The organism is Pseudomonas knackmussii B13 (assembly GCF_000689415.1).
Lineage (GTDB): Bacteria > Pseudomonadota > Gammaproteobacteria > Pseudomonadales > Pseudomonadaceae > Pseudomonas > Pseudomonas knackmussii.
On record NZ_HG322950.1, the window covers coordinates 4,475,319 to 4,497,353 of the forward strand.

Consider the following 22,035-nt stretch of genomic DNA (forward strand, 5'->3'; position numbering starts at 1 on the left):
TCCTCAGGCGCGCGGCATGCCGAGCATGCGTTCGGCGATGATGTTGCGCTGGATTTCGTTGGTGCCGGCGTAGATCGGCCCGGCCAGGGAGAACAGGAAACCGTCCAGCCAGCGCCCCACGTCGCCGGCCAGCGGCGCGCCGGGCAGCAGTTCGGCGCGGGCGCCGAGGATGCTCAGCGCGGTGTCGTGCATGCGCTGGTCCAGCTCAGACCAGAAGATCTTGTTGGTCGAGGATTCCGGGCCGATGCGCCCGCCCTGCTGCAGGCGCGAGGCAGTCATGTAGGTGCTCAGGGTGTAGGCCTCGGCGTCGAGCCAGGCGCGCATCACCGCCTCGCCGATGGCCGGGTCGCGGTCCGCCGCCTCGCGGTTCTCCAGGTACAGCTGCAGCAGGCGCCGCGCGGTTTCCTGGAAGCGCGCCGGCGAGCGCAGCATCAGCCCGCGCTCGAAGCCGGCGGTGGACATCGCCACGTGCCAGCCCTGGCCCTCGCCGCCGAGGACGTTCTCCACCGGCACCTTCACGTCGTCGAAGAAGATCTCGGCGAAGCCCGGCAGGCCGTCGAGCTGGGCGATCGGGCGGATGGTGATGCCCGGCGCGTCGAGCGGCACCAGGATGAAGGTCAGGCCGTGGTGGCGGCTGGACTGGGGGTCGGTGCGGAACATGCCGAACAGCCAGTCGGCCCACACGGCGCGGGTCGACCAGGTCTTCTGGCCGTTGATCACGTAGTGGTCGCCGACGCGCTCGGCGCGCGAGCGGATCGCCGCCATGTCGGAACCGGCGCCCGGTTCGGACCAGCCTTGCGCCCACACCTCTTCGCCGCGCGCCATGGACGGCAGGAAGCGGGCCTTCTGCTCCTCGGTGCCGAACTCCATGAGGGTCGGGCCGAGGAGGAAAATGCCGTTCTGGTTGACCCGCGCCGGGGCCCCCGCGCGGTAGTACTCCTCCTCGAAGATCAGCCACTGGATCAGGTCGCAGCCGCGACCGCCGTAGGCCTCGGGCCAGGTCACCATGCCCCAGTGGCCTTCGTGCAGGCGCGCTTCCCAGTCACGGTGCAGGCGGAAGCCCTCCTCGGTGTCGAAGGAGGGCAAGGGGTTCTTGGGCACATTGGCCGCCAGCCAGGCGCGGACTTCCTCGCGGAAGGCGCGTTGTTCGTCGTTGTAGTTCAGGTCCATGGGCGGTTGCCTGCGGTCAGTTGAATTGCGCGTCGCGTTTTTCCACGAAGGAATCGCGCGCTTCCTGCGAATCGATCGAGCGGTAGGCTTCGAGGGTGAAGCCCTGCTCCCAGCGGTATTTGTCCTCGAGGTTGCCGTCCTCGATGCCGGTCAGCGCCTCCTTGGCCAGGGCGATCATGGCCGGGCTCTTGGCGGCGATCTTGCGGGCGATGTCCAGGGCCGCGTCGCGCAGCTTCTCGCGCGGCACCACGCGCTCCACGGCGCCCAGGCGGAAGGCCTCGTAGGCGTCGATGGGCTCGCCGGTGAAGTACATGTGGCGCACCTTCTGCACCGGGAAAAGGCGCTGCAGGTGCGCGCCGCCGCCCATGGCGCCACGGTCCACCTCGGGTACGCCGAAGGTCGCGCACTCGCTGGCGACGACTATGTCCGCCGCGCCGCACAGGCCGATGCCGCCGCCGAGGACGAAGCCGTGTACGGCGGCGATCACCGGCTTGGGATTGCGATGCACCGCCTTGAAGCTGTCGTAGTTGCCCTTGTTCACCGCAACGATCAGGTTGCCGTTGGCGGCCAGTTCCTTGATGTCGACGCCGGCGCAGAAGCCGCGGCCTTCGGCGCGGATGACGATGACCCGCACGCGCGGATCGCGGCCCAGGCTTTCCAGCTCGGCGGCGATGGCCGCCCAGCCGGCGCAGTCGAAGGCGTTCACCGGCGGGCGGTCGAACACCAGCTCGGCGATGTGCTCGTTGATCTCAACGCGAAACGGCTGCATTGCGGCTCTCCTGGGCGTTGTCGGAAGGGGTTTGCGCGGCCACCCGCGCGGCCAGTGCGGCGAGGCGCGTCTCGGCCTGGGCGACCATGTTCTGGATGAGTTCGGCGCAGGACGGCCGGGCGTCGAGCAGCGCGGCGACCTGCCCGGCGGGCAGCACGCCGGCCTCGGGTTCGCCATCGACCATGGCCTTCTGGATCACCATGGGCGCGTTGGCCGCCAGCAGCGCCTGGGCAAGCGTCAGCTCACCGCGATTGCGCAGGGCCTGGAGCATCTGCCCCAGACCGATGCCGGACAGGCGCCGGTAAGCCAGCGCGCAGCCCACGGCCAGGCGCAGGCGGCGCAAGGGGCCGGCGGCTTCGAGTTCGTCGAGCAGTTCGTTGCGGATCATGCGTTGCGGCAGGCCGTCGAGGGCGCGGCTGACGATGACCTTCGCCGGGTCCTTCACACCGAGATAGCGATTCAGCGTGGCGTCCGGCACCGGGCTTTCGCGGCTCATCAGGAAGCGCGTGCCCATGGCCACGCCTTCGGCGCCCAGGGCCAGCGCGGCGACCAGGCCAGCGCCGTCGTGGAAGCCGCCAGCGGCCACCACCGGCACATTCACTGCGTCACGCACCTGCGCCAGCAGCAGCGCGGTCGGCACCGAGCCGGTATGGCCGCCGCCCTCCCCGCCTTGCACCGTGACGATATCGGCCCCCATCTCCACGGCCTTCTGCGCGTGTTTCAGCGCGCCGACGGTGGGCATGCAGATCACCCCGGCGTCTTTCAAGCGGGCGACCATCTGCTTGCCCGGCGAGCGGCTGTAGCTCACCGCCTTCACACCGTGGCGCAGCACCAGCTCGACGATCTCGCCGGCGTTGGGCTGGTACATGTGGAAGTTGACCCCGAACGGCCGGTCGGTCAGCGCCTTGGTCTGGAGAATCGCCGCTTCCATCAGGTGCGGCTCGATGGTGGCCCCGGCGAGAAAGCCGAAGCCGCCTGCATTGCAGGTGGCCGCCACCAGGCGCGGGTCGGCGACCCAGCCCATGGCGGTCTGGATGATCGGGTAACGGCAGCCGAGCAGCTCGGTGACGCGGGTGCTCAGGTCCAGGCTCATCGCCCCTCCTTGGCCGGCTCGCGCTGCGAACTGGCCATGCTGCGGGCGTCGTAGCCGCCCAGGCGGTCGCCGCTGACCAGCTCGTTGTGGGCGTGGGCGAAGTGGTGCAGGCCGAACACCATGTCCATGGTGGCGCGCTTGCCCATCAGGTCCTCGGCGTTGTTCAGCGCCTGCTTGGTCAGCTGCAGGCCCAGGCGCGGCATCTCGGCGATGCGCCGGGCCATGTCGAGGGTCACGTCGAGCAGCACGTCGCGCGGTACCACCTTGTTGACCATGCCCATCTGCCAGGCGCGCTCGGCCGGCATGCGCTCGCCGAGGAAGAGGAATTCCTTGGCGATGCGCGGGTTCAGTTCGTGGGCGTGGGCGAAGTACTCCACGCCCGGAATGCCCATGCGCACCACCGGATCGCGGAAGTACGCATCGTCGCTGGCGACGATCAGGTCGCAGACCCACGCCAGCATCAGGCCGCCGGCGATGCAGGCGCCCTGGACCATGGCGATGGTCGGCTTGGGCATCTCGCGCCAGCGCCGGCACATGCCCAGGTAGACCTCCTGCTCGCGGGCGTAGAGGAACTCGCCGCCGGGCTTGTTCACGTGGTCGTACCAGAGGCTCGCGCGGTCGAAGCTCTTGTCCACGTCGCGGCCCGGCGTGCCGATGTCGTGGCCGGCTGAGAAGTGCTTGCCCTCGCCGCGCAGGACGATCACCTTGACCGCGTCGTCGTCGCAGGCGCGGCGGAAGGCCGCGTCCAGCGCGTAGGTCATCTGCGAGTTCTGCGCGTTGTGGAACTCGGGGCGGTTCATGGTGACCAGGGCCACCGGGCCCTGGACCTCGTAGAGAACGACCTCGTCGCTCATGGCCGCGCCTCCGCGTTGCGGCGGTCGCCCGGCGGGTTGTCCTTGAGCTGGCGGGCGCGCAGGTTCTGCGGGTCGAGGCGGCGGATCAGCTCCAGCTGCTCGGCGGTCGGCGCGGCGGTGGTAGGAATGTCGGCCGGCAGCGCCAGGTCGAAGCCGGTGTTGTCCAGCACCTGCGCCAGCTCCACGCCGGGGTGCAGCGAGCGCACGCGCATCTGCCGCTGCGGGCCCTGGAAGTCGAGCACGCAGAGGTCGGTGACCACCAGGCGGATGTCGATGTCGTCCAGCGACCAGCCACGGGCCAGGCGCGCCGGGTTGTAGCCGACCGAGGCGACCATGTCGACCTCGCCCTCGACGAACACGCGGCGGTTGTGCGCCGGCACGAAGAAGGAGTTGGCGTGGCTGATGGAGTTGCCGGGGAAGCCGCGCACGCCGAGCATCTGCGCCTTGGGCTTGGCGTAGTCGCCGACGCAGGAGATGTTCGCCTGGCCGAAGCGGTCGATCTGGGTCGGGCCCACCAGCGCGTGGCGGCGCCCGCCCCATACGTTGTCGAAGATGCGCGAGAAGCCCATCCAGCTGTCGCACTTCGGCTCGTAGCCGTTGCGTGCGCCCAGGGGCACCGGCTCGGCGACCATGAAGGCCTCGGAGTCGGTCATCAGCAGCTCGCGGTTGCTGCTCAGCATGGCCAGGGAAGCGGCCAGGCGCGGGATCACGCCGATGCCGGTGGCGAGCACTTCGCCGTCATTGCGCCAGCACTCGCTGGCGGCGCAGATCAGCAGTTCGGCGAGGCTGTAGGTTGTGTCGGTCATGGCTTGGCCTCGTCAGAACACCGGCAGGGGCAGTTGGCGCAGGGCGTCGAGCCCGCCGACCTTGTCCAGGTAGGCGGCTTCGCCGTCGCGAATGAATTCGTCGTAGTAGCGCTGCCAGCCGCCCTCTTCCGAGGCCGAGGCGTTGTAGCGCTGGAAGTGCGGCACGTCGAAGCCGTACAGCGGCGCGCAGGAACTCGGGTGCGCCCCGCCGGGGACGTGCACCACGCCGGTGGTGAGGTTGCGTTCCCAGAACACCTGGCGCGCGGCCTGCGGGTTGGCGTGGAAGTGCGCGGAGTCGACCAGCTCGTCGCAGCTGACGAAGCTCTTCTGCGCGGCGCGCACGAAGAGGTCGTCCATGTAGTGGTCCGGCCCCTCGATCTGGCAGACGCCACGGGCGTCGGCGCGGTCGACGTGGATCAGCGCGGCGTCCAGCTTCAGCGCCGGCATGGCGACCCAGTCGCGGCCGTCGGCGTAGGGCGAGCTGACCAGCTTGATGTCCGGGCTGTGGGTCAGTACGTCGGTGCCCAGGCCCACGGCGGTCGGGATGAAGGGCACGTTCATGGCGGCGGCGCGCAGGCCGAGCAGCATCATGCCCTCGTCGATTTCCATCACCTCCAGCTCGCCGGCCTGGCGCGCCTTGCGGAAGTAGGGTTCGAGCGGGATGAAGTCGAGCGAGACGAAGGCGAACACCAGCTTCTTCACCTTGCCGGCGGCGCAGAGCATGCCGACGTCGGCGCCGCCATAGGCGACCAGGGTGAGGTCCTTGAGGTCGGAGCGGAGGATCTCGCGGATCAGCGCCATCGGCTTGGGCGCGGGCCCCAGCCGCCGATGCCGATCGTCATGCCGTCGCGCAGTTGGGCGACCACGTCGGCCGCTGTCATGCATTTGTTCATGGTGCTTTCCTCACTGCCGGCCGACGCTGAAGTCGTGGCCCCAATGGCTGACCACGGTGCTCTCGAAGGGGCAATGGCGCTCCCAGTCCACCTCCAGTCCGCCATGGCCGTACTCGATGTCGAAGCCACCGGGGCTCTGCATGTAGAACGAGACCATGTGGTCGTTGGTGTGCTTGCCGAGGGTCGCCGAGAGCTTCACGCCGTGGGCGTGCATGCGGTCCAGCGCGCGGCCGACGTCGTCGAGGGACGCGGTTTCCAGCATCAGGTGCACGCAGCCGCTGGGGATCGGGCACTCGAAGATCGCCAGCGAGTGGTGGCGGGCGTTGCCGCAGTGCATGAAGTGGATGCGCTTCTCCGGCTCCTGCGGGTCGGGGGTGAAGCGCACCTTCATCAGGTCGGAGAGGCCAAGGCCCAGCACCTGCTCGTAGAAGTCGCGGCAACGATCGAAGCTCGGCGCCGGCAGAACGACGTGGCCCATGCCCATGGCACCGGTGACGAAACCGCTGACGCCGGCCGGGGAAACGAAGGGGCGGAAGTCCTGGCAGGGGCCCCAGAACAGCTCATGGCGGTTGCCGTCCGGGTCATGGAAGAAGGCGACTTCCTGGACCTTGCGCAGCGCGCAGTCGGCGGCGCCGCCGCGAACCACCTCGACATCGGCCTGCCGCAGCTCGGCGATGGCCTGCTCGAAGGCAGCCTGGCCGGCCACTTCCCAACCACTGGCGCCATAGCCGTCGCGCGCATCGCGCAAAACCAGCAGGCGGAAGTGGCGCTCGTCCATCTTCAGGTACAGCGCGCCCTCGGGAGCCGCCGCATCCACCATCAGCCCCAGCACTTCGCTGGCATAGGCACGCCAGCGTTCCAGGTCGCTGGCCAGGACGGTCACGTAGCCCAGTCCACGGATATCCATCGGGGAAACTCCTCATCATCGTCGCCAAGCCGCGAGGGGCTGGCTGGTGATGGGGATTCAAACAGCGCGGGCTGGGCGCAACATCGTCCAATGGGACTAGCGCCAGGGCGGCGGGGAGCGAGGCGTTACGAGGGCGGGTCGGCCCGTTGCCGGGTAGCACCGAGCACAGCTCGCCGAGCCGGATGCCGCCGTCAATGCAACCAGCGGCGCGAAGCTGTTGAGCTAATTGCCGACCAGTACCGCAGCACCTTAGGTGCGGGAGTCCCTCTTCTGCAAGATCAGCGAGGCTTGGTTATAGGCCATCTGGAAGTCGTCGCTTTCCAGCCAGATCATGGCCATGTCCTCGTCTTCTTCGTAGAAGATCGCGCGATAGGTAATCAGCAGGCTCATGATGAAGTCGGCCGCGGCCTCGTCCGATTCCTCGGCCACCACCAGCTGCAACACCGGGTACTGCAGGAACACCAGGCAAAGGGCGAGCAGACTTATGTCCTCGCTGAGGTACATGGCCCGGAACAGATCGCCGAAGTCCGCAGGGTCGAAGCCGTTCTCCTCGATGACCTTGTAGTCGAAGGTGCTCAAATCGAACGCGAAATCGGCGAACGGATCGTTGATCAGCGGGTTGGCCAGGAGCGGATGGACGACATGGGCTTTCGACTTGCCCATGCGGTTTTGCTTGGCTTTGGCTTTCGCCCGCTGGGCGCGCTTCTTCTGTTTGTCTGAGGAGGCCATGAAGGCAAGTTCCTTGTTCGAAGCGGCCATGTTCATGGCCTGGAAAGATAAATGATAAGAGCTCAGTCGTTCTACGAACGTCATGTCTGGCTGGTCATTGCCGGCGCCAACCGGCAGAAACCGGCCAGGAGCTGCCGCTCAGATTTCTACCCGCCCTAAATGAGCTGCGCCTATTTTCAGGACCCTCGACCAAAGAGGCCCCGCCAACAGGGCACTCATGGGATTGACAGCTTAGCAATCACAATCTGAAAGCAGATCCTGCGGACGCATCGTCAGAATGATTTTGCCGACGTTTTCGGCGGACTCCATCCTGCGGTGAGCGTCCGCTGCGCGAGCTAGAGGGAAAGTACTGTCCACGACTGGCTCCAGGCCGTCCCCGCTGTCGAAGCGATCCAGCCAGTGCTCCCGGAAGCGGCGGATCATGGCGTGCTTCTCGGATTGCGAGCGGGACTTCATCACGGTGCCGATGATTTGAAGGTGACGGTACAGGATTTCCTCCAGCTTCACTGCCACGTTGCCTCCACCTCCGAGAATACCGACCTGGATCAGGCGCCCGCCATTGGCAAGGGAGGCAAGGTTACTTGCGAAATAGGGTTCTCCTACGAAGTCGATGATCACATCGACGCCCCGACCACCGGTCTTCTCTGCAATGACGTCAACAAAGTCCCGGCACTTGTAATCGATGGCGAAATCGGCACCCAACTGCTCGACTCGCGACAGCTTGCTGGCGTCGGTCGTGGCATAGATCGTCGCTCCTGTTGCCCGAGCGAGCTGCACTGCTGCTGACCCCACTCCACCTGCGGCGGCATGGATCAGCACCGAGTCCCCCGTTTTCAGCCGGCCCAGGTGCAGCAGAGCCTCGTGGGCGGTGACAAAGACTTCCGGGATGGCCGCGGCCTGCACATAATCCAGCTGCGCTGGAACCGGCATCGCCATCCGATAGTCGATGCGCGCCAGTTCGGCATAAGCGCCGCCCCCGACCACGCCCATCACTCGATCGCCGACGGCATAACCGGTGACATCGCTGCCCACATCGATGACCTCACCAGCAATCTCCAGGCCGATAATCGTCGAATCACCGAAGTTCGGACGCCCATAGCCACCCATGCGATGTGTCAGGTCCGCGCGGTTGACACCGGCGGCGTGGACTCGCACCAGCAGGTCGGCAGGACGCACCTCAGGGCTGGGCGCATCCCCGAGCTGCATGACATCGGCTTCACCGAAGGTTTCGAAAAGGATGGCTTTCATGGCTGCACGGTCTCCGTCGCGGCGAGGGTGGCGTTGGCGATGGCCGAGGCGCTGATGGCCGCAGGCAGGCCTGCATAGAACGCCAGGTGGGTAATCGCGGCGGCCAGCTCCGCGTGAGTTACGCCATTGATCAAGGCGCGCCGCAGGTGTGATGGCAGCTCGTCGTGGTGGCCCCCGGCGATGAGCGCCGCCACAGTGATCAAACTGCGCTCACGCGGCGCGAGGACCGGGTTTCCCCAGATGTGGGGGTAGAGCGTGCTATCGACGAACTCTGCGAGCTCGGGAGTAAAGGCCCGCGCGGCTTCGCGCGGGCTGCTGAAATCGGGGCGCGACATGGTCTGTCTCCTCAGATCTGACTGACGAACTTGTGGGTAAGGTAGTGCTCGATGCCTTCGATCCCGCCTTCGGACCCATGGCCGCTTTCCTTGAAGCCGCCAAAAGGCAGTTCGGTAGCTACGATGCGGTACTGATTGATGCCGATCATCCCGGCCTCCAGGCCGTCGGCGACATCGATGGCAGTGCGCGCGTCGCGGGTGAAGGCATACGCGGAGAGCCCGTAGGGCAGTCGATTCGCCTCGCGCAGGCCGTCGGCCAGTTTGTCGAACGGCATGAGGATGGCAATCGGCCCGAAGGGCTCCTCGTGCATCACTCTCGCGTCCATCGGCACATCGGCCAGCACAGTCGGCGCGAAGAAGAAACCGGGGCCGGGCAAGCTTTCGCCACCGGCCAGCACCTGAGCGCCCTTAGCTACTGCGTCGGCCACCAGCTCCTCCATCTTGGCCAGCTGCCGCGCATTGGCGAGCGGTCCAACCTGGGTGTCCGGCTTCAGGCCGTCGCCGACCCGCAGTGCTTGGGTGGCGGCGACAAACCGCTGGACGAAGCGGTCATACGCGCCCCGCTGGATCAGGAATCGAGTCGAAGAAATGCACACCTGGCCGGTGCCACGGAAGCGGTTGGCGACGCCCTCAACGGCGGCACGCTCGATATCGGCGTCGTCGAATACCAGCACCGGGCCATGGCCGCCCAGCTCCAGGGTGATCGGCTTGACCCCCTCTGCGGCGCGTGCAGACAGCAGGCGCCCAATGGGCACCGAACCGGTGAACGTGACCTTGCGGATGATCGGCGAGGCGATGAGTTGGCTCGAAACCTGGTCCGGCACCCCGAACACTACCTGCAGAACCCCTTTGGGCAGGCCGGCATCGTCCAGGGCACGAGCCAGAGCGAGGGCCGTGGATGGGCTCTCCTCACCGGGCTTGAGGATTACGCTGCAGCCTGCGGCCAGTGCGGCAGACAGCTTGCGTGCAGGGGTAATAGCCGGAAAGTTCCAGGGTGTGAAAGCGGCCACCGGACCGATCGCCTGGCGCTTGACCATTTGTAGGACGCCGGGGCGATTGGCTGGCACCACTCGGCCATCGATGCGTCGAGCGCTTTCGGCGAACCACTCGAAATACTCGGCGGCGCGAGTTACCTCGTCTACGGCCTCAGCGATCGGCTTGCCTTCCTCCAGGGTCATCTGCTCGGCGATGTGAGAGACGCGCTCCAGGATCAGTGCGGAGGCCCGCTTGAGAACCTTCGCCCGCTCAGCGGGAACAGTTGCGCGCCACTGCTCGAAACCACGTTGGGCCACCGCCAGGGCGTGCTCCAGGTCTGCCGACGTCGCGAGCGGAACTTGGCCAATTACGACTTCGGTCGCGGGGTTCAGAACGGGCGCCGTCGCGCGCCCCTGGCTGCTGATCCATTCACCACCGATGAAAAGATAAAGCGGGTCGTAGGAAACATTCATGGTAAGGGCCCTCATGAGGTTCTCGATGGTCACCCTGTGCAGAGCGACACGCTGAGGTCGGCAATGCCGGACCGTGCGATTGAGTCTATGGAGACCTGTGCCGGCGATTTAGCCTCAGTGCCGGGAATGAATCTTGTGCCCAGAGGGAATATCGCTTTTAAATGGCCGCGATTCGCACGCGTGGCGGGCGATAACTACAGGCTCAGGAACCGTGGCGATGGATAAGCTTTCGAACATGTTGGTGTTTGTGAAGGTCGTCGAGATGGGCAGCTTCACCGCGGTGGCCAATCATCTCGACTCCACTGTCGGCAACATTTCTCGGGCGGTTTCCGCGCTCGAGCAAATGCTCGATACGCGCCTGCTGCAGCGCTCCACGCGGCGCCTTTCGGTTACCGATGCTGGGCGGCGTTTTTACGACCGCTGCACGGTTATCCTGGCAGACTTGGAAAATGCGGAGGCCGAGGCCCGAAACGCGTTGCTGGAGCCCCGTGGAACGCTGCGCGTGCATTGCGTGCCGAGCCTAGGGCGGCACCTGGTGACGTCGGCAGTGCTGGAGTATCGCCAGGCCTTTCCAGAGGTGACGGTAGACCTGATGCTTTCCCAGCAAATGCCCAATCTGCTTGAAGACCAGTTGGATGTGTCGATCCTGATCGCTCGCGCGCTACCGGACTCGGCGTACGTGAGCCAGAAGATCGGAGTTAGCCACTGCGTATTGGTGGCCTCGCCGGATTACTTGGCCCGGCATGCACCACCGCAGGAGCCTCAGGATCTGCAAGAACACCAATGCCTGCGTCTAGGCACAGTCGATTACGCACGTGATGAATGGCAGCTGACGCACCAGGACGGCCAAGCCACTTTCATCCACGCAGGGCCGGGCTTCAGCGTCAACGATATGGAGGCGATGGCCGTGGCCGTCCGCAGTGGAGCGGGGATCGGCCTGCTAGCCGGGTTCTCGGCTATTGACGATTTGCACTCGGGAGCTCTCGTCCGCGTATTGCCCGAATACCACACGCAAGAGCGCAACGTATTCGTCGTTTATTCCTCGCGCCAGTTCCTGGACGCGAAGATCACCCGCTTCATCGACACCCTCAAGGCTCGGGTCGGCGACCAACTCGCCGCAACAGCTCAAGCGCTGGTCGGCAATTGATCCGCCGCCGGGTGCCATTGGTGTCTGGCCGGGCGCCGAAACATCCGGTCCCGACCAGATGCTGGGACTTCCTCTGCATCTATATTCGCGGCGTCCGATTCCAACGTTGCAAGACAACAGTCTTTGCCTGCGCCTCGTCTATATCCGCCGCCACCTGCCTCATACGATTTTGGCCACGGAACGATTACAGGCACCGAGCCTGAACGCTCCGTGCATCGATGAATCAATCCCTTTCAGGCAGGAGTTCGGCCCCATGAAAATCTTCAGGATTTTGTTCTCTCTGTTCATCGGCATTGCTGCGATGCAGACCTACGCTGGTGACCGCGGTCCGAACGACTCGAAGGCAGCGCAGGACTATACCTACGGCATAAAGCTGGATATCCGTAAGGTTGTCAGCAAATCGGATGTTCCAGATATATGTGGAGTCGTGCCCATGTGGATGACTTACGACGACTCCCAAGGCCGTCGTCACACTATCCGTTACCAAGTGATGGGAACCTGCCCGAATGGTTGAGCTTGAATGCGCCATTGCTGATTTCAGCTCGCCCCTGGCGTAAAGGGCAAACTCTTCGGCTTTGTCGCCAAGAGCATCCACTAGAGACTGACTGCTTCTGGCCGTTTATGCGTTTCGTCAAAGGCTTCAATGGGTCGATAACAGCCCCTGAGCAATTAGCCCAAAACCAAAACGGCGCATAACCGCCACGCGGTTAAGCGCCCTACCCCCGCCACCACCCCCGAGCGCTGCGCCGCTCCTCGCGCATCAACTGCGGCATCTGCGTCAGCGCTATCCACAGTTGCCCTTGCCAATCCAGCAGCGTTACCGGCTTGCCCTCCCCCTTGGCCAGCAATCGGCGAGGGCTATCGGCCGCCATCAGCGCTTGATCGCGCAGCGCCGGGAGGACTTCGCCGGTGAGCCATTGGCGCAGTTCGCGGAACTCGGGGCAGCGGTAGCGTTGGAGGACGTGGAAGGTGCCGTAGTCGTTTATCACCCAGACCGTTTCTTCGCCGGTGCTGGTGATCAGGCGGACCTGGCGGCGCAGGTCGTCGTCGAGGCGGTGGATGACGTAGTGGTCGACGCGTTGGTGGATCAGGCAGCCCAGGTCGCGGGCGACCAGCCAGGGTTGGTTGTCTATCAGGATGCCGCGCAGGGAGCGGTTGTAGCGCAGGAATACGGTGGGTTCGAAGACTTCTTCCATGGTGAACCTCTGAGCATTGATCCAGAGGCCTGAAGTGGCCTAATGATTCTGGACACCCCGATAGGGCGTTAAGCTTCGCCCACAGCTGAGGTGTTCATGAGCAGAAGATCATTCAGTCCAGATTTCAAACTGGAAGCCGCCCGCTTGGTGGTGGATCAAGGCTATACGGTGCCGGCCGCCTGCAAGGCGATGGGGGTGGGGCCCACGGCGATGCGTCGCTGGGTGGCGCAGTTGCAACTGGAGCGTGGCGGCCAGACGCCTGCGCATAGCAAGGCGCTGACAGAGGATCAGCGGCGCATTCAGGAGTTGGAGGCGCAAGTCCGCCGCTTGGAGCGGGAGAAAGAGATTCTAAAAAAGGCTACCGCTCTCTTGATGTCGGACGCCCTCGACTAGTCAGGCTGGTCGAGGCATTGGGCGAGCAGTATTCGCGTACGGAACTGTGCCGGTTATTCCAGGTAAATCGCAGCAGTGTTTATGCGGCCCGAAAGCGGCAGGCACGCGTCTGCAGTCGACGAGAAGCGTTACGCCAGCGCGTGGTGGAACTGCATGCCCAGAGCCGCAGCGCGGCCGGTGCCCGAACGCTATCGGCCGCCTTGCGCAACGAGGGCTTTCCTGCAGGCCGTTACCTTGCCGCCCGGTTGATGAAAGAGGCCGGGCTCGTCAGTACACAACGCCGTAAACATCGCTACCGGGTTGCCAAGGAACACAGTGCCATCGCGGCCAATGAGCTGGCGCGCCGGTTCAATGTGAGCCGCCCCAACCAGGTTTGGTGCGGGGATGTGACGTACATCTGGGCCGGTGGCCGCTGGATCTACCTGGCCGCCGTGATGGATCTGTATGCACGTCGGATCGTCGGCTGGGCCATGTCCAACCGGCCCGACTCACAACTCACCGGGCGCGCTCTGCGGGTGGCCTACGAAGCCAGGGGCATGCCACAGCAACTGATGTTTCACTCCGACCAGGGCTGTCATTACACCAGCCTCGAATTTCGCCAAATGCTCTGGCGCTACGGCATTCGGCAAAGCATGAGCGGTCGAGGAAACTGCTGGGATAACGCGCCGATGGAGCGATTCTTCAGAAGCCTCAAGTCGGAATGGATACCGCCCTCCGGCTACGTCGATCAGCCCCAGGCGGAAGCCGACGTGCTGCGTTACGTCACCGACTACTACAACCACCAACGGCCACACAGTCACAACGATTACCAGACACCGGCACGGCGTGAAGAGCTGGCTGGATAGACCTAAACCAGTGTCCAGTTTTACTTGACCACTTCAGCCACGCCTTCGTCGCAGGACGGAAGGGTGGCAAGCCGCGCAAGGTTGGCGAACCGGAGCATTGACCGGCAGACCCGAAGGTCTCCCTGCGCGGCCCGCCATAGAAAAACTCTGCGCCGCAAAAAATACGGTGCAGAGTTCAGGCGCAGTCGCGCAATGCTTCAGGTCGCCAAACCCGAACCCCTGTCGCTTTCACAGGGGCGACGCGAGGTTAGGGAGATGCGCGATTAGGGTCAAGCCACGAAATGCCGCACCGGTCGCAGGGCATATAACCGTTCGCGGCGCTGATCCCCGGCGCCGAGGTTAGGCCTGGCGACCTCGACGTGGGGCTTTGGATTTTCATATGAGGCCGGCTAATGGGTGTCCGCCTTTCATTTCTCTTTTTTTAAGTGCCTCAGATGCTTTCCCAAAGAACACGCTCGTGCGAGTCGGCAAATCGCTGTGCCAATTCAGCGTACTGAGCTTCGATAATGTTGCGTTTGACTTTGAGTGTCGGTGTTACCAGCCCTGAATCTGGAGACCAGTCGCGAATCGAAACTACTACCCCGGAGATTTTTTCGTGGTTGAGCAACTGCAGGTTGATCTGCTCAACGAAGGCACCTATTTCACTGCTAAGTTCGCAACGCTTGGCGCGTAGAAAAGGCTGTGACAGCGTAACTATTGCTACCGGCTGGCTGAGCCCGGAACCAATCAGACATATCTGCTCAAACCCCTTGAAGGAGGCCAGTTTGGCCTCAATTGGCGCGGGGGCGACATATTCGCCTTTCTCTGTCTTGAACAGTTCCTTGATCCGTCCAGTGATTCGCAGGTAGCCGTCATCATCGAGTTGACCGAGGTCGCCGGTGCGGTAATAGCCCTCGTCATCGAGGGCTTCACGACTCTTTTCTGGTTCCTTGTAATAGCACTGCATCAACGTGGGGCACTTGAACAATATCTCGCCTTCTTCGCTAAGCTTGGCACCACTTTCCGGCATGGCCCTGCCGACGGTGCCGGGACGATGTTCTCCCGGGCGTCCGATGAAGCCATAGGCGAAGTTCTCAGTCATGCCATAGCCCTCCGCGATATGAAGGCCAATACGGCCATACCACTGCTGCAGTGCGGGTGACAGCGAGGCGGCGCCGGAGACGATGATCCGCGCACAATCAAGCCCAAGCGCCTTGCGCACCTGGCGTGCGACCAGTGTGCCGAGCATCGGCACAGCCAGCATCTTGTCCAGGCGGGATTGCGGCATGCGCTCAAGGATATTGTCCTGGAATTTTTTCCATAACCGAGGCACTGAGAAGAAGAAGGTCGGGCGCACGGCGCAGAGGTCGGCTTGAAATGTCTTCAAGGACTGGGTGAAGTTGATCTGCATACCCGCATACAGGCTGTTGCTAGCCACAAGTAGACGCTCTGCGACATGCGCAAGTGGCAGAAAGGAAAGGGTTCGGTCGCGGGCCGAGAAACCAAATACCGCGAGGGCATGGTGGCCTACATGCCGTGGTGCGCGGTAACAGTGCACCGCGCCCTTTGGGAGGCCTGTTGTGCCGGAGGTGTAGATGATGGTCCAGATGTCGTCGTCATGCGGCACCGGTCGACCCGGCAGCGGTTCATGATTGGTTATCAAGTCCGGTAGCAGGTAGTCCACCTCGCCGCCGCGCTGGAAGTCGCAGTCGGCGCCGTGGAAAGAGAAGCCAATCTTCAAAACCGATTGGGGGATGCTGGATTTCAGGCGTTTCCACACGGGTTCATCCAACTTGCCGACGAAGATCGCCTTCGCCTCCGAGTGCTGCAACACATAGCCAAGCGATTCAGTCGATTGATCGACATACAACGGCACGCTTATCAGACCGGCAAACTGCAGCGCGAGGTCGGTTATCACCCATTCCGCACAGTTCTTCGACAGGATCGCGATCTTGTCGCCGCGCTCCAGCCTCAGCGTTTTCAGTGCATTCGCCATGCGCCGAACATGATCACCAGTCTCGGCCCAACTGTACTCACGCCACTTTCCCATTACAGGTTGACGGAGATAGATGGCATCGGGGCTTTGCTCCTCCCAGTGGTAGAGCATTTCGATAGGGGACTTGTCCTTGGCGAAATCTTTCAGCTGCATTCTGTCGTGCTCTTTCTTATTAGGTATGTGTAAGAGTCATCTTGCGTTGAGGGCGAATCGATAATGGATGACCTTATCGGGCTTACGATTTGGCGCCTTAGGTCCGCGTGCCTTGCAACCTACTCATCAGAGCAGCGAACAAGTTCAAAAGAGCTCCAGCACCCAGGGCGATCTGAGGCACAGAGTCGGCGGGGAACAGATTGAAGAGCAGCGTCATGGTGACCGCGCCAGCAGTTTGCCCGAGCAAGCGAGCGGTGCCCTGCATACCCCCTGCAGCGCCACTCCGGCTTACAGGCGCAGCGAGGAACATATTGCGATTATTGGCGACGTTGAAAAGGCCGAAGCCGAGACCGCAGAGCATGGTGAGCGGCACCAGCATCATGAGGTTTTCCTGCAAAGGCCAAAGCGCGGCCCCGCCCAGCCCTATCGAAAGACAAATGCCACCTACGAAACAAAACCGGGCAGTCGACCATCGGTTTGAAAGACGACCAGCTAGCGGAGCTGCTAACGCGACGGTTAAAGGCCAGGGAATCATGTAGAGGCCTGTCACCAGCACGTCTTGGCCAAGGCTGTGCTGGAGGTAGAAAGGCAGCGCCACCAAGCCTGCGGTCTGACCAGCAAAGCAGAGCACCGAAGCAATAACTGAAATGCGGAATGAGTAGGACCTGAGCAGGTCAAGCGGAATCAGCGGCGCTTTCCTTTGCTTTTCCCGCTTGACCAGCAGCGTCAGTTGAATGGCAGAGATGGCCAGCAGCGCTGCAGCCAGCAATGGGTGCTCAGTGATGATTCCAGCGGCGATGACCAGCGGCGCAAAGGTCCCTGCATTCAATGCAATGCTCAACAGATCCACTTTGCGCGCGGTGCCGGCCACAGCAGGTAACGCAAGGGCGGCCAGCATCGCCCAGAGGCCGAAGGGGAACAGCACAGCAAAGAGCCATGGCCAGTCTGCCACGTTGAGAATCGCTGCCCCCATTGCGGGTCCGGCTGCCGATGACAGTGCAACCGCAAGTGCATTCCAGCCGATCGCGGCGCCCAGTTGTTGGCTCGGCACCACTTGGCGAAGCAGTGCGATTCCGAGCGCCATGACTGCCGCGCCTCCCAGCCCCTGAAGCAATCGCGCGGCGATGAGCCACGGCAGCGTTGGGGCCATTGCGCACAGCACAGTGGCGACCAAGAAGAGCGCCACCCCCCAACTGAATACCCGACGGTAGCCAAGGCTTTCACCCAGCGCCGCACAGGGCAGCAAAGCCATCAGGAGCGCCGCCTGGTTGGCCGTGATTATCCAGATGGACAGCGCAGGCGACACTTGCAGCGACTGAGCGATCGTTGGCAGTGCCATGTTGGCTATCGCCGTGTTGAGCACCACCAGCACCATGGCGGCCAACACTGAGCTGACGGCGGTCAGGCGCCTCAGTTTTGTCCGAACCGATGGCGCATCAACGACAAGCCCCGAAGACGCCGCCCGTTCAGGCTGTACGCCGAGGCGGACGGCGTTTGGGGCAGCGCGGGGCTTCATGACTTCAACCATTCCGGAGCGCACTGGCTCGCGGGAACCCAATCACCGCCCTGCTTCACATATCGTGTGAGCTTGCGCGCCTCTTTGTCCTCCTTCTTCAAATCCCGCTCGGTGAAGCGGAAGAGCAAAGCAGGCCCGGAAATGCAGTGGGTGTCGTGAATATCGCCCGGCAGGTAGACCTGCGTCTGACCGGCGCGAACCCTTGAGGACCCGCGCTTGACGAGTTTCACCTTGCCATCCGGGTCCTGAACCCTGGCATAGGTGCCCATTTCTATTTCACCGTGCTGCACGGCGTAAATGACCCATCCCCGACCGTGATCATGAGGTGGTCGGTAGAGCCCTTCAGGCTCGGTATGCGCCAGCAGGACAAATCCGTTTACCGGGTCTCGGTACATCTCTTGCTGAGCCGATGCTTGCTGGTGCAGGTCGGCCAGCCAAGGCTCGGTGACAGGAGTCTTCAGGAGTACATCCAACTGCTGCTGGCAGCCTGCGACCACTTCAGAACTGAGCGGCCCCCAGATTGATTGGACACGCTCAACAAATCTGTCCAACGAGTTCATACATCATCTCCTCATCCACTTCGGTACGAATGTGCCGATGCAGAGAACTGTATGTAGCGCGCCGACATGGCGGAAGACGCACCGTTCGCACTTTATTCTTGCGTCTGACGCCATATGACAACGAGATGAGCTAGCATCAGGTCATGTCGAATCTGGACCTGAATCTGCTCATTACCCTCGACGCGGTGCTCGCCGAAGGAAGTGTTACGCGTGCGGCCAAGCGCTTGCGGCTCAGTCCCTCGGCGATGAGCCGGGCGCTTGCTCGGCTCAGAGAAACCACGGGAGATCCGCTTTTGGTCAGGGCGGGGCGGGGGCTCGTTCCTACTCCCAGGGCTATCGAACTTCGTGATCGCGTTGGTCAGCTGGTTCGGGATGCGCAGGAGGTTTTGCGCCCAGCCGAGTTTCTGGACCTGTCAAAACTCGACAGGACGTTCGCGATCAGGACCAGCGAGGGATTTGCCGAGAGTTTTGGCCCCGCGCTTATAGCCCGTATTGGGGAGCAGGCCCCTGGAGTACGGCTGTTCTTCATGCAAAAGCCAGACAAAGACAGCAAGCCATTGCGCGATGGCGTCGTCGATCTCGAAACCGGAGTTATAGATCTGACCTCGGCGCCAGAACTGAGGGGTCAGTCTTTGTTCAGGGATAATTACGTCGGCGTCGTACGATCCGGGCATCCATTGAGTCGCGGCCAAATCACGCCGGAAAAGTATGCTGCGGGCACGCATATCTCCGTGTCGCGTGAAGGGATAGAAAAAGGCCCCATAGATGACGCGCTGCTGCCACTTGGTTTGGAGCGAAAAATAGCCACGATCGTCGGTGGCTTCTCGACCGCGCTGGGGCTGGCCCGGGGATCGGACATGATCGCCAGCGTTCCCGAGCGCCATACCGCGAGTTTGCGCGAGGGGATGTATAGCTTTGCGCTTCCTTTTCGGACTCCGGAGTTCACCGTTTCACTGCTTTGGCATCCGCGATTCAGCGCTGATCCGGCTCATCGATGGCTTCGAAGCCTCATTCTCGATGTCTGTGGAAAGAGCGAATAGCCCCGACTCCTTGGGAGGCACTCACGCCCCAAAGCGAGCCCTTCAAATTGATAGGACTCAAGCCTTCCGGGAGCGGGAGTTGCCTGACGCTCGAGATCGATGCCGGGCAGAACCCGCATTGAACGAATGACCGCTTGCAGCCAAGCCAAGCAACATCCCCATCAGTACCGTCATGGTCGCCGTACTCGATAAATCAGCTCAGCCCTTCATCCCACAGCCGCGCGGCCGACGCGTGATCGGCCGCGCGCTGTCGATCAGTTGCCCATGATGGGTGCCAGTGCGGCCTGAATCCTGGACAACTGTGCTGGCGTTGTCATGGACGCAAGCAGCCGGCCAAAGTGTGGATGCTGCACGCCCGAGACAATGTATTGCCAGCGGTAGGCGCTCAGCACGGAGGCTTTGATTTGCGCTGACTCGTCGACACTGAGCGATCGTGAGACGTTTCGAAGAAAGTAGTCGGCATCGGATGCCGATTGTGCCTGCAGGATTCCGTCGACGGCCGCCACCAGCGCGATCAGATCGTTGACTGCCTGGTCGTGCTCGTCGGGCGAGAGTTTCGCGTGCTCTGCCTTCCACTCCAGCTCATCGAGTACGACGTGCCGGCTTTCATCCTTCCAGTGAAACTTGAAAACATCCTTGAACAGCGGGCACAACTCCTCGTGCGGGGCGATGCTTTGCACGTAGTGCGCTTGAACAAACAGCTCTATATGACAAGTCAGCGCCAGCACCGACCAGGTGCTGGCCGCCAGTACCGCGCGCGCTACATCGTTTGGATCGGCAACTTGGCGATATCCCGCAGGCAATTGCGAACCAATCATCGTATCCATGCGCCGGAACAGCTCCTGGTGCTTGATCTCGTCGTTGGAAAAGCGCACCAGCGCTTCAAGGGCGAATTGATCGTCAAATACATGGGCGCGACCTTGATCAAGCATTTTGGCACTGATGAAGCGCTCGACCAGGCCAAAGACATACGCATAGGTTCGGCCCTGAATCTGACTGAGCAAGCGCGCCTCGTCCGCGGCGAGAAAGGTGAGGCGGTCGATCTGCGACAGTCCGTCGGGCAAGAACTTGCGCGAGAAGTCGAAACTCCGGCCCTGCAGCAAATCGCGATCGATCTGCCATTCCGCTTTCTTCGATGACCTGACGATCTGAGCATAACGGGCGGCGTTGCCCGAACCTGAGCGTGGCAAGGTCGCGATGGTGTTCATGTCGATCTCCTGCTTCCCGAATTGAGATGGAGTGGGGCTGCTACGGGTGACGTCGGAACCGATGACCACTGGTGAAGCCGCTGGGGATAGCCCCGATCGCTGGGTCCGCGCTGGTGCTAATCTAGGCTTCGCGGTTCAGGCGCTGAATGACCGGTGCGCCTGATTACCTGCTCCAGACTCCGGAAAGGGGGGCTGGCAATTGTTGGATGCGCTTTCTGATGTCTTGCGAGTGATTCGGCTGTCTGGAGGGGTCTTCCTCGAGGCGGAATTCACTGCGCCCTGGTGCATCAGCGGACGCATCTCCGCGGACGATTGCAAACCGTTCCTGGCGGTACCCCGCCATGTCATCGCATCGCATTTCGTCGCAGCGGGGCGCATGCAATTGCGAATCGGAGAGGGGACCATCATCGAGGTGCAGGCAGGTGAACTCGTTCTGCTTCCCCGCAATGACGCCCATTCCTTCGGCAGCGACCTGGACATTGCGCCCATGCCGGCGAGCGAAGTCATCCAGCCGCCGGAAGTCGGCGATATCTCACGAATCAAGTACGGCGGCGGCGGCGAGGCCACACAGCTACTGTGCGGATTCCTCGCTTCTGAAACCCCCTTCAGTCCATTGCTTTCGTCACTGCCGTCGGTATTGAAACTGGACGTACGCGCGACGGCTTCGGGGGCCTGGATTGAGAGCTCGTTCCGTTTCGCCGTCAGTGAGATTGCGGCGGGACGCGTCGGCTCGACAACGGTCATCGCCAAGCTATCCGAACTGCTGTTTGTCGAAGCCGTCGGCCAGTATGTCGCCAGCCTCCCCGCTGAACGCCGCGGGTGGCTGGCAGCGTTGCGAGATCCGCATATCGGGCGCGCACTGGCGCTGCTCCATGCTCGTCCGACCGAGAGTTGGACTGCAGAGGCCCTGGCTCTGGAAGTGGGCATGTCACGTTCGGTATTCGCGGAGCGATTCACGGCAGTGGTCGGACAGCCACCGATGCAATACCTGACGCTATGGCGTATGCACGTGGCGGCTCAACTCCTGCGCGAAGGCCGTGGCAATGTGGCGCAAATTGGCTTTGCGGTGGGCTACGAATCCGAAGCCGCGTTCAGTCGCGCATTCAAACGCCAATTCGGCACATCACCCGGCACTTGGCGCAGACAATCGGCTTGAGCAGTTCCGGTGCCGATGGACACTCCGATCAAGCCAAGCAGTAACGGTCTTCTCTTGGCGACTTCTGCCGGTTCCGACCGGCAGCTTCGGTTCGATATCAGCCACTACTTCCTTTCCACCACCTCCGCCTGCCCCGCCCTTCCTCCCGCATCAGCTGCGGCATCTGCATCAGCGCCATCCACAGTTGGCCTTGCCAATCCAGCAGCGCTATCGGCTTGCCCTCGCCTTTTGCCAGCAGGCGGCGCGGACTTCCGGTGGTCGTTAGTGCTTGGTCGCGCAGGGTGTCGTCGAGTTGCTGCGCCTCGCGCAAGACCCGTTGGCTGGCCTCCAGCACCAGGCGCCCGGTCGGGGTCAGGGTCATGCCGTCGCTCCGGCGCGCAAACAGTGCAACGCCGCAGCGCTCTTCGAACAGGCGCAGTCGATTGCTCGCCGCCGAGATCGCCACCGGAACCGAGGCCGCCGCCTTGCTCAGGCTGCCGGTGTTGGCGATGGCCGCGATCAACCGCAGGTCGGCGAGGTCGAAGTGCATGGAGCGTTCTCCAAAAACGAAAGCCATCTTCGCGAAAATGAGATTCTAGCGGCCCGGCCTTCTTT

The 22,035-nt window shown here is 63.0% G+C and carries 21 protein-coding genes and 1 pseudogene; 5 read left to right on the forward strand and 17 right to left on the reverse strand.

Going from position 1 to position 22,035, the window contains the following annotated elements:
* Positions 1–3 precede the first annotated feature (3 nt).
* From PKB_RS20990 to PKB_RS21040, 11 genes and pseudogenes are all read right to left on the reverse strand, one after another.
* The gene (locus PKB_RS20990) at positions 4–1,170 is read right to left on the reverse strand and encodes an acyl-CoA dehydrogenase (protein ID WP_043254189.1); all 1,167 of its coding nucleotides are present in this window, start codon (positions 1,168–1,170) and stop codon (positions 4–6) included.
* Between the two features lie 16 nt (positions 1,171–1,186).
* Complete coding sequence (locus tag PKB_RS20995) at positions 1,187–1,939, reverse strand: enoyl-CoA hydratase family protein (RefSeq protein WP_043254192.1); 753 nt, start codon at positions 1,937–1,939, stop codon at positions 1,187–1,189.
* Positions 1,920–3,032, reverse strand: coding sequence for an NAD(P)H-dependent flavin oxidoreductase (locus tag PKB_RS21000; protein WP_052355346.1), 1,113 nt, complete (start codon positions 3,030–3,032; stop codon positions 1,920–1,922). Before PKB_RS21000 ends, PKB_RS20995 begins: the two co-directional genes overlap by 20 nt.
* On the reverse strand, positions 3,029–3,886 hold the full coding sequence (locus PKB_RS21005) for an enoyl-CoA hydratase (protein ID WP_043254194.1): 858 nt from the start codon (positions 3,884–3,886) through the stop codon (positions 3,029–3,031). Before PKB_RS21005 ends, PKB_RS21000 begins: the two co-directional genes overlap by 4 nt.
* Positions 3,883–4,692 (reverse strand): CoA-transferase subunit beta, encoded by an 810-nt coding sequence (locus tag PKB_RS21010; RefSeq protein WP_043254196.1) that lies wholly within the window; start codon positions 4,690–4,692, stop codon positions 3,883–3,885. The genes PKB_RS21005 and PKB_RS21010 overlap by 4 nt, the downstream gene beginning before the upstream one ends.
* A 12-nt stretch (positions 4,693–4,704) precedes the next feature.
* A pseudogene (locus PKB_RS21015) lies at positions 4,705–5,585 on the reverse strand (CoA transferase subunit A).
* Positions 5,586–5,595: 10 nt separating this feature from the next.
* Positions 5,596–6,492, reverse strand: a complete 897-nt coding sequence (locus tag PKB_RS21020) for a VOC family protein (RefSeq protein WP_043254198.1) — start codon at positions 6,490–6,492, stop codon at positions 5,596–5,598.
* Between the two features lie 249 nt (positions 6,493–6,741).
* The gene (locus PKB_RS21025) at positions 6,742–7,221 is read right to left on the reverse strand and encodes a hypothetical protein (protein ID WP_043257596.1); all 480 of its coding nucleotides are present in this window, start codon (positions 7,219–7,221) and stop codon (positions 6,742–6,744) included.
* Positions 7,222–7,452: 231 nt separating this feature from the next.
* Positions 7,453–8,469 carry an NAD(P)H-quinone oxidoreductase gene (locus PKB_RS21030; protein ID WP_043254201.1) on the reverse strand — a complete coding sequence of 339 codons (1,017 nt, stop codon included), beginning with the start codon at positions 8,467–8,469 and terminating at the stop codon, positions 7,453–7,455.
* Positions 8,466–8,804 (reverse strand): carboxymuconolactone decarboxylase family protein, encoded by a 339-nt coding sequence (locus PKB_RS21035; RefSeq protein ID WP_043254203.1) that lies wholly within the window; start codon positions 8,802–8,804, stop codon positions 8,466–8,468. The genes PKB_RS21030 and PKB_RS21035 overlap by 4 nt, the downstream gene beginning before the upstream one ends.
* 11 nt (positions 8,805–8,815) lie before the next feature.
* Positions 8,816–10,252, reverse strand: coding sequence for an NAD-dependent succinate-semialdehyde dehydrogenase (locus PKB_RS21040; RefSeq protein WP_043254204.1), 1,437 nt, complete (start codon positions 10,250–10,252; stop codon positions 8,816–8,818).
* 217 nt (positions 10,253–10,469) lie between these two features.
* On the opposite strand from PKB_RS21040, the gene PKB_RS21045 reads away from it, so the two are divergent.
* Together PKB_RS21045 and PKB_RS21050 are read left to right on the forward strand one after the other, a co-directional pair.
* The gene (locus PKB_RS21045; protein WP_043254206.1) at positions 10,470–11,399 is read left to right on the forward strand and encodes a LysR family transcriptional regulator; all 930 of its coding nucleotides are present in this window, start codon (positions 10,470–10,472) and stop codon (positions 11,397–11,399) included.
* A gap of 253 nt (positions 11,400–11,652) precedes the next feature.
* The gene (locus tag PKB_RS21050) at positions 11,653–11,913 is read left to right on the forward strand and encodes a DUF2790 domain-containing protein (RefSeq protein ID WP_043254209.1); all 261 of its coding nucleotides are present in this window, start codon (positions 11,653–11,655) and stop codon (positions 11,911–11,913) included.
* Positions 11,914–12,115: 202 nt separating this feature from the next.
* Here the strand turns inward: PKB_RS21050 and PKB_RS21055 are convergent, their stop codons facing one another.
* Positions 12,116–12,595 carry a BRO-N domain-containing protein gene (locus tag PKB_RS21055; protein ID WP_043254211.1) on the reverse strand — a complete coding sequence of 160 codons (480 nt, stop codon included), beginning with the start codon at positions 12,593–12,595 and terminating at the stop codon, positions 12,116–12,118.
* A gap of 96 nt (positions 12,596–12,691) precedes the next feature.
* On the opposite strand from PKB_RS21055, the gene PKB_RS29270 reads away from it, so the two are divergent.
* A protein-coding gene (locus tag PKB_RS29270; RefSeq protein WP_371365441.1) for an IS3 family transposase occupies positions 12,692–13,833 on the forward strand; the annotation gives its coding sequence in 2 pieces (ribosomal slippage) (positions 12,692–12,944 and positions 12,944–13,833; 1,143 coding nt in all).
* A 430-nt stretch (positions 13,834–14,263) separates the two neighbouring features.
* On the opposite strand, the gene PKB_RS21070 is transcribed toward PKB_RS29270, so the two are convergent.
* From PKB_RS21070 to PKB_RS21080, 3 genes are all read right to left on the reverse strand, one after another.
* Positions 14,264–15,961, reverse strand: coding sequence for an AMP-binding protein (locus PKB_RS21070; RefSeq protein WP_043254213.1), 1,698 nt, complete (start codon positions 15,959–15,961; stop codon positions 14,264–14,266).
* Positions 15,962–16,058: 97 nt separating this feature from the next.
* The gene (locus tag PKB_RS21075) at positions 16,059–17,477 is read right to left on the reverse strand and encodes an MFS transporter (protein ID WP_084166681.1); all 1,419 of its coding nucleotides are present in this window, start codon (positions 17,475–17,477) and stop codon (positions 16,059–16,061) included.
* Positions 17,474–18,037, reverse strand: coding sequence for a cupin domain-containing protein (locus PKB_RS21080; RefSeq protein WP_052355347.1), 564 nt, complete (start codon positions 18,035–18,037; stop codon positions 17,474–17,476). Before PKB_RS21080 ends, PKB_RS21075 begins: the two co-directional genes overlap by 4 nt.
* A gap of 143 nt (positions 18,038–18,180) precedes the next feature.
* On the opposite strand from PKB_RS21080, the gene PKB_RS21085 reads away from it, so the two are divergent.
* A complete protein-coding gene (locus PKB_RS21085; RefSeq protein ID WP_043254215.1) occupies positions 18,181–19,077 on the forward strand; it encodes a LysR family transcriptional regulator in 897 nt (298 codons plus the stop codon).
* A gap of 254 nt (positions 19,078–19,331) precedes the next feature.
* Here the strand turns inward: PKB_RS21085 and PKB_RS21090 are convergent, their stop codons facing one another.
* Complete coding sequence (locus tag PKB_RS21090) at positions 19,332–20,285, reverse strand: diiron oxygenase (RefSeq protein WP_043254216.1); 954 nt, start codon at positions 20,283–20,285, stop codon at positions 19,332–19,334.
* 199 nt (positions 20,286–20,484) lie between these two features.
* On the opposite strand from PKB_RS21090, the gene PKB_RS21095 reads away from it, so the two are divergent.
* A complete protein-coding gene (locus PKB_RS21095) occupies positions 20,485–21,441 on the forward strand; it encodes an AraC family transcriptional regulator (protein WP_043254219.1) in 957 nt (318 codons plus the stop codon).
* 97 nt (positions 21,442–21,538) lie between these two features.
* Here PKB_RS21095 and PKB_RS21100 read toward each other — a convergent pair whose 3' ends face one another.
* Positions 21,539–21,970 carry a LysR family transcriptional regulator gene (locus tag PKB_RS21100; RefSeq protein WP_043254220.1) on the reverse strand — a complete coding sequence of 144 codons (432 nt, stop codon included), beginning with the start codon at positions 21,968–21,970 and terminating at the stop codon, positions 21,539–21,541.
* Positions 21,971–22,035: the final 65 nt, after the last annotated feature.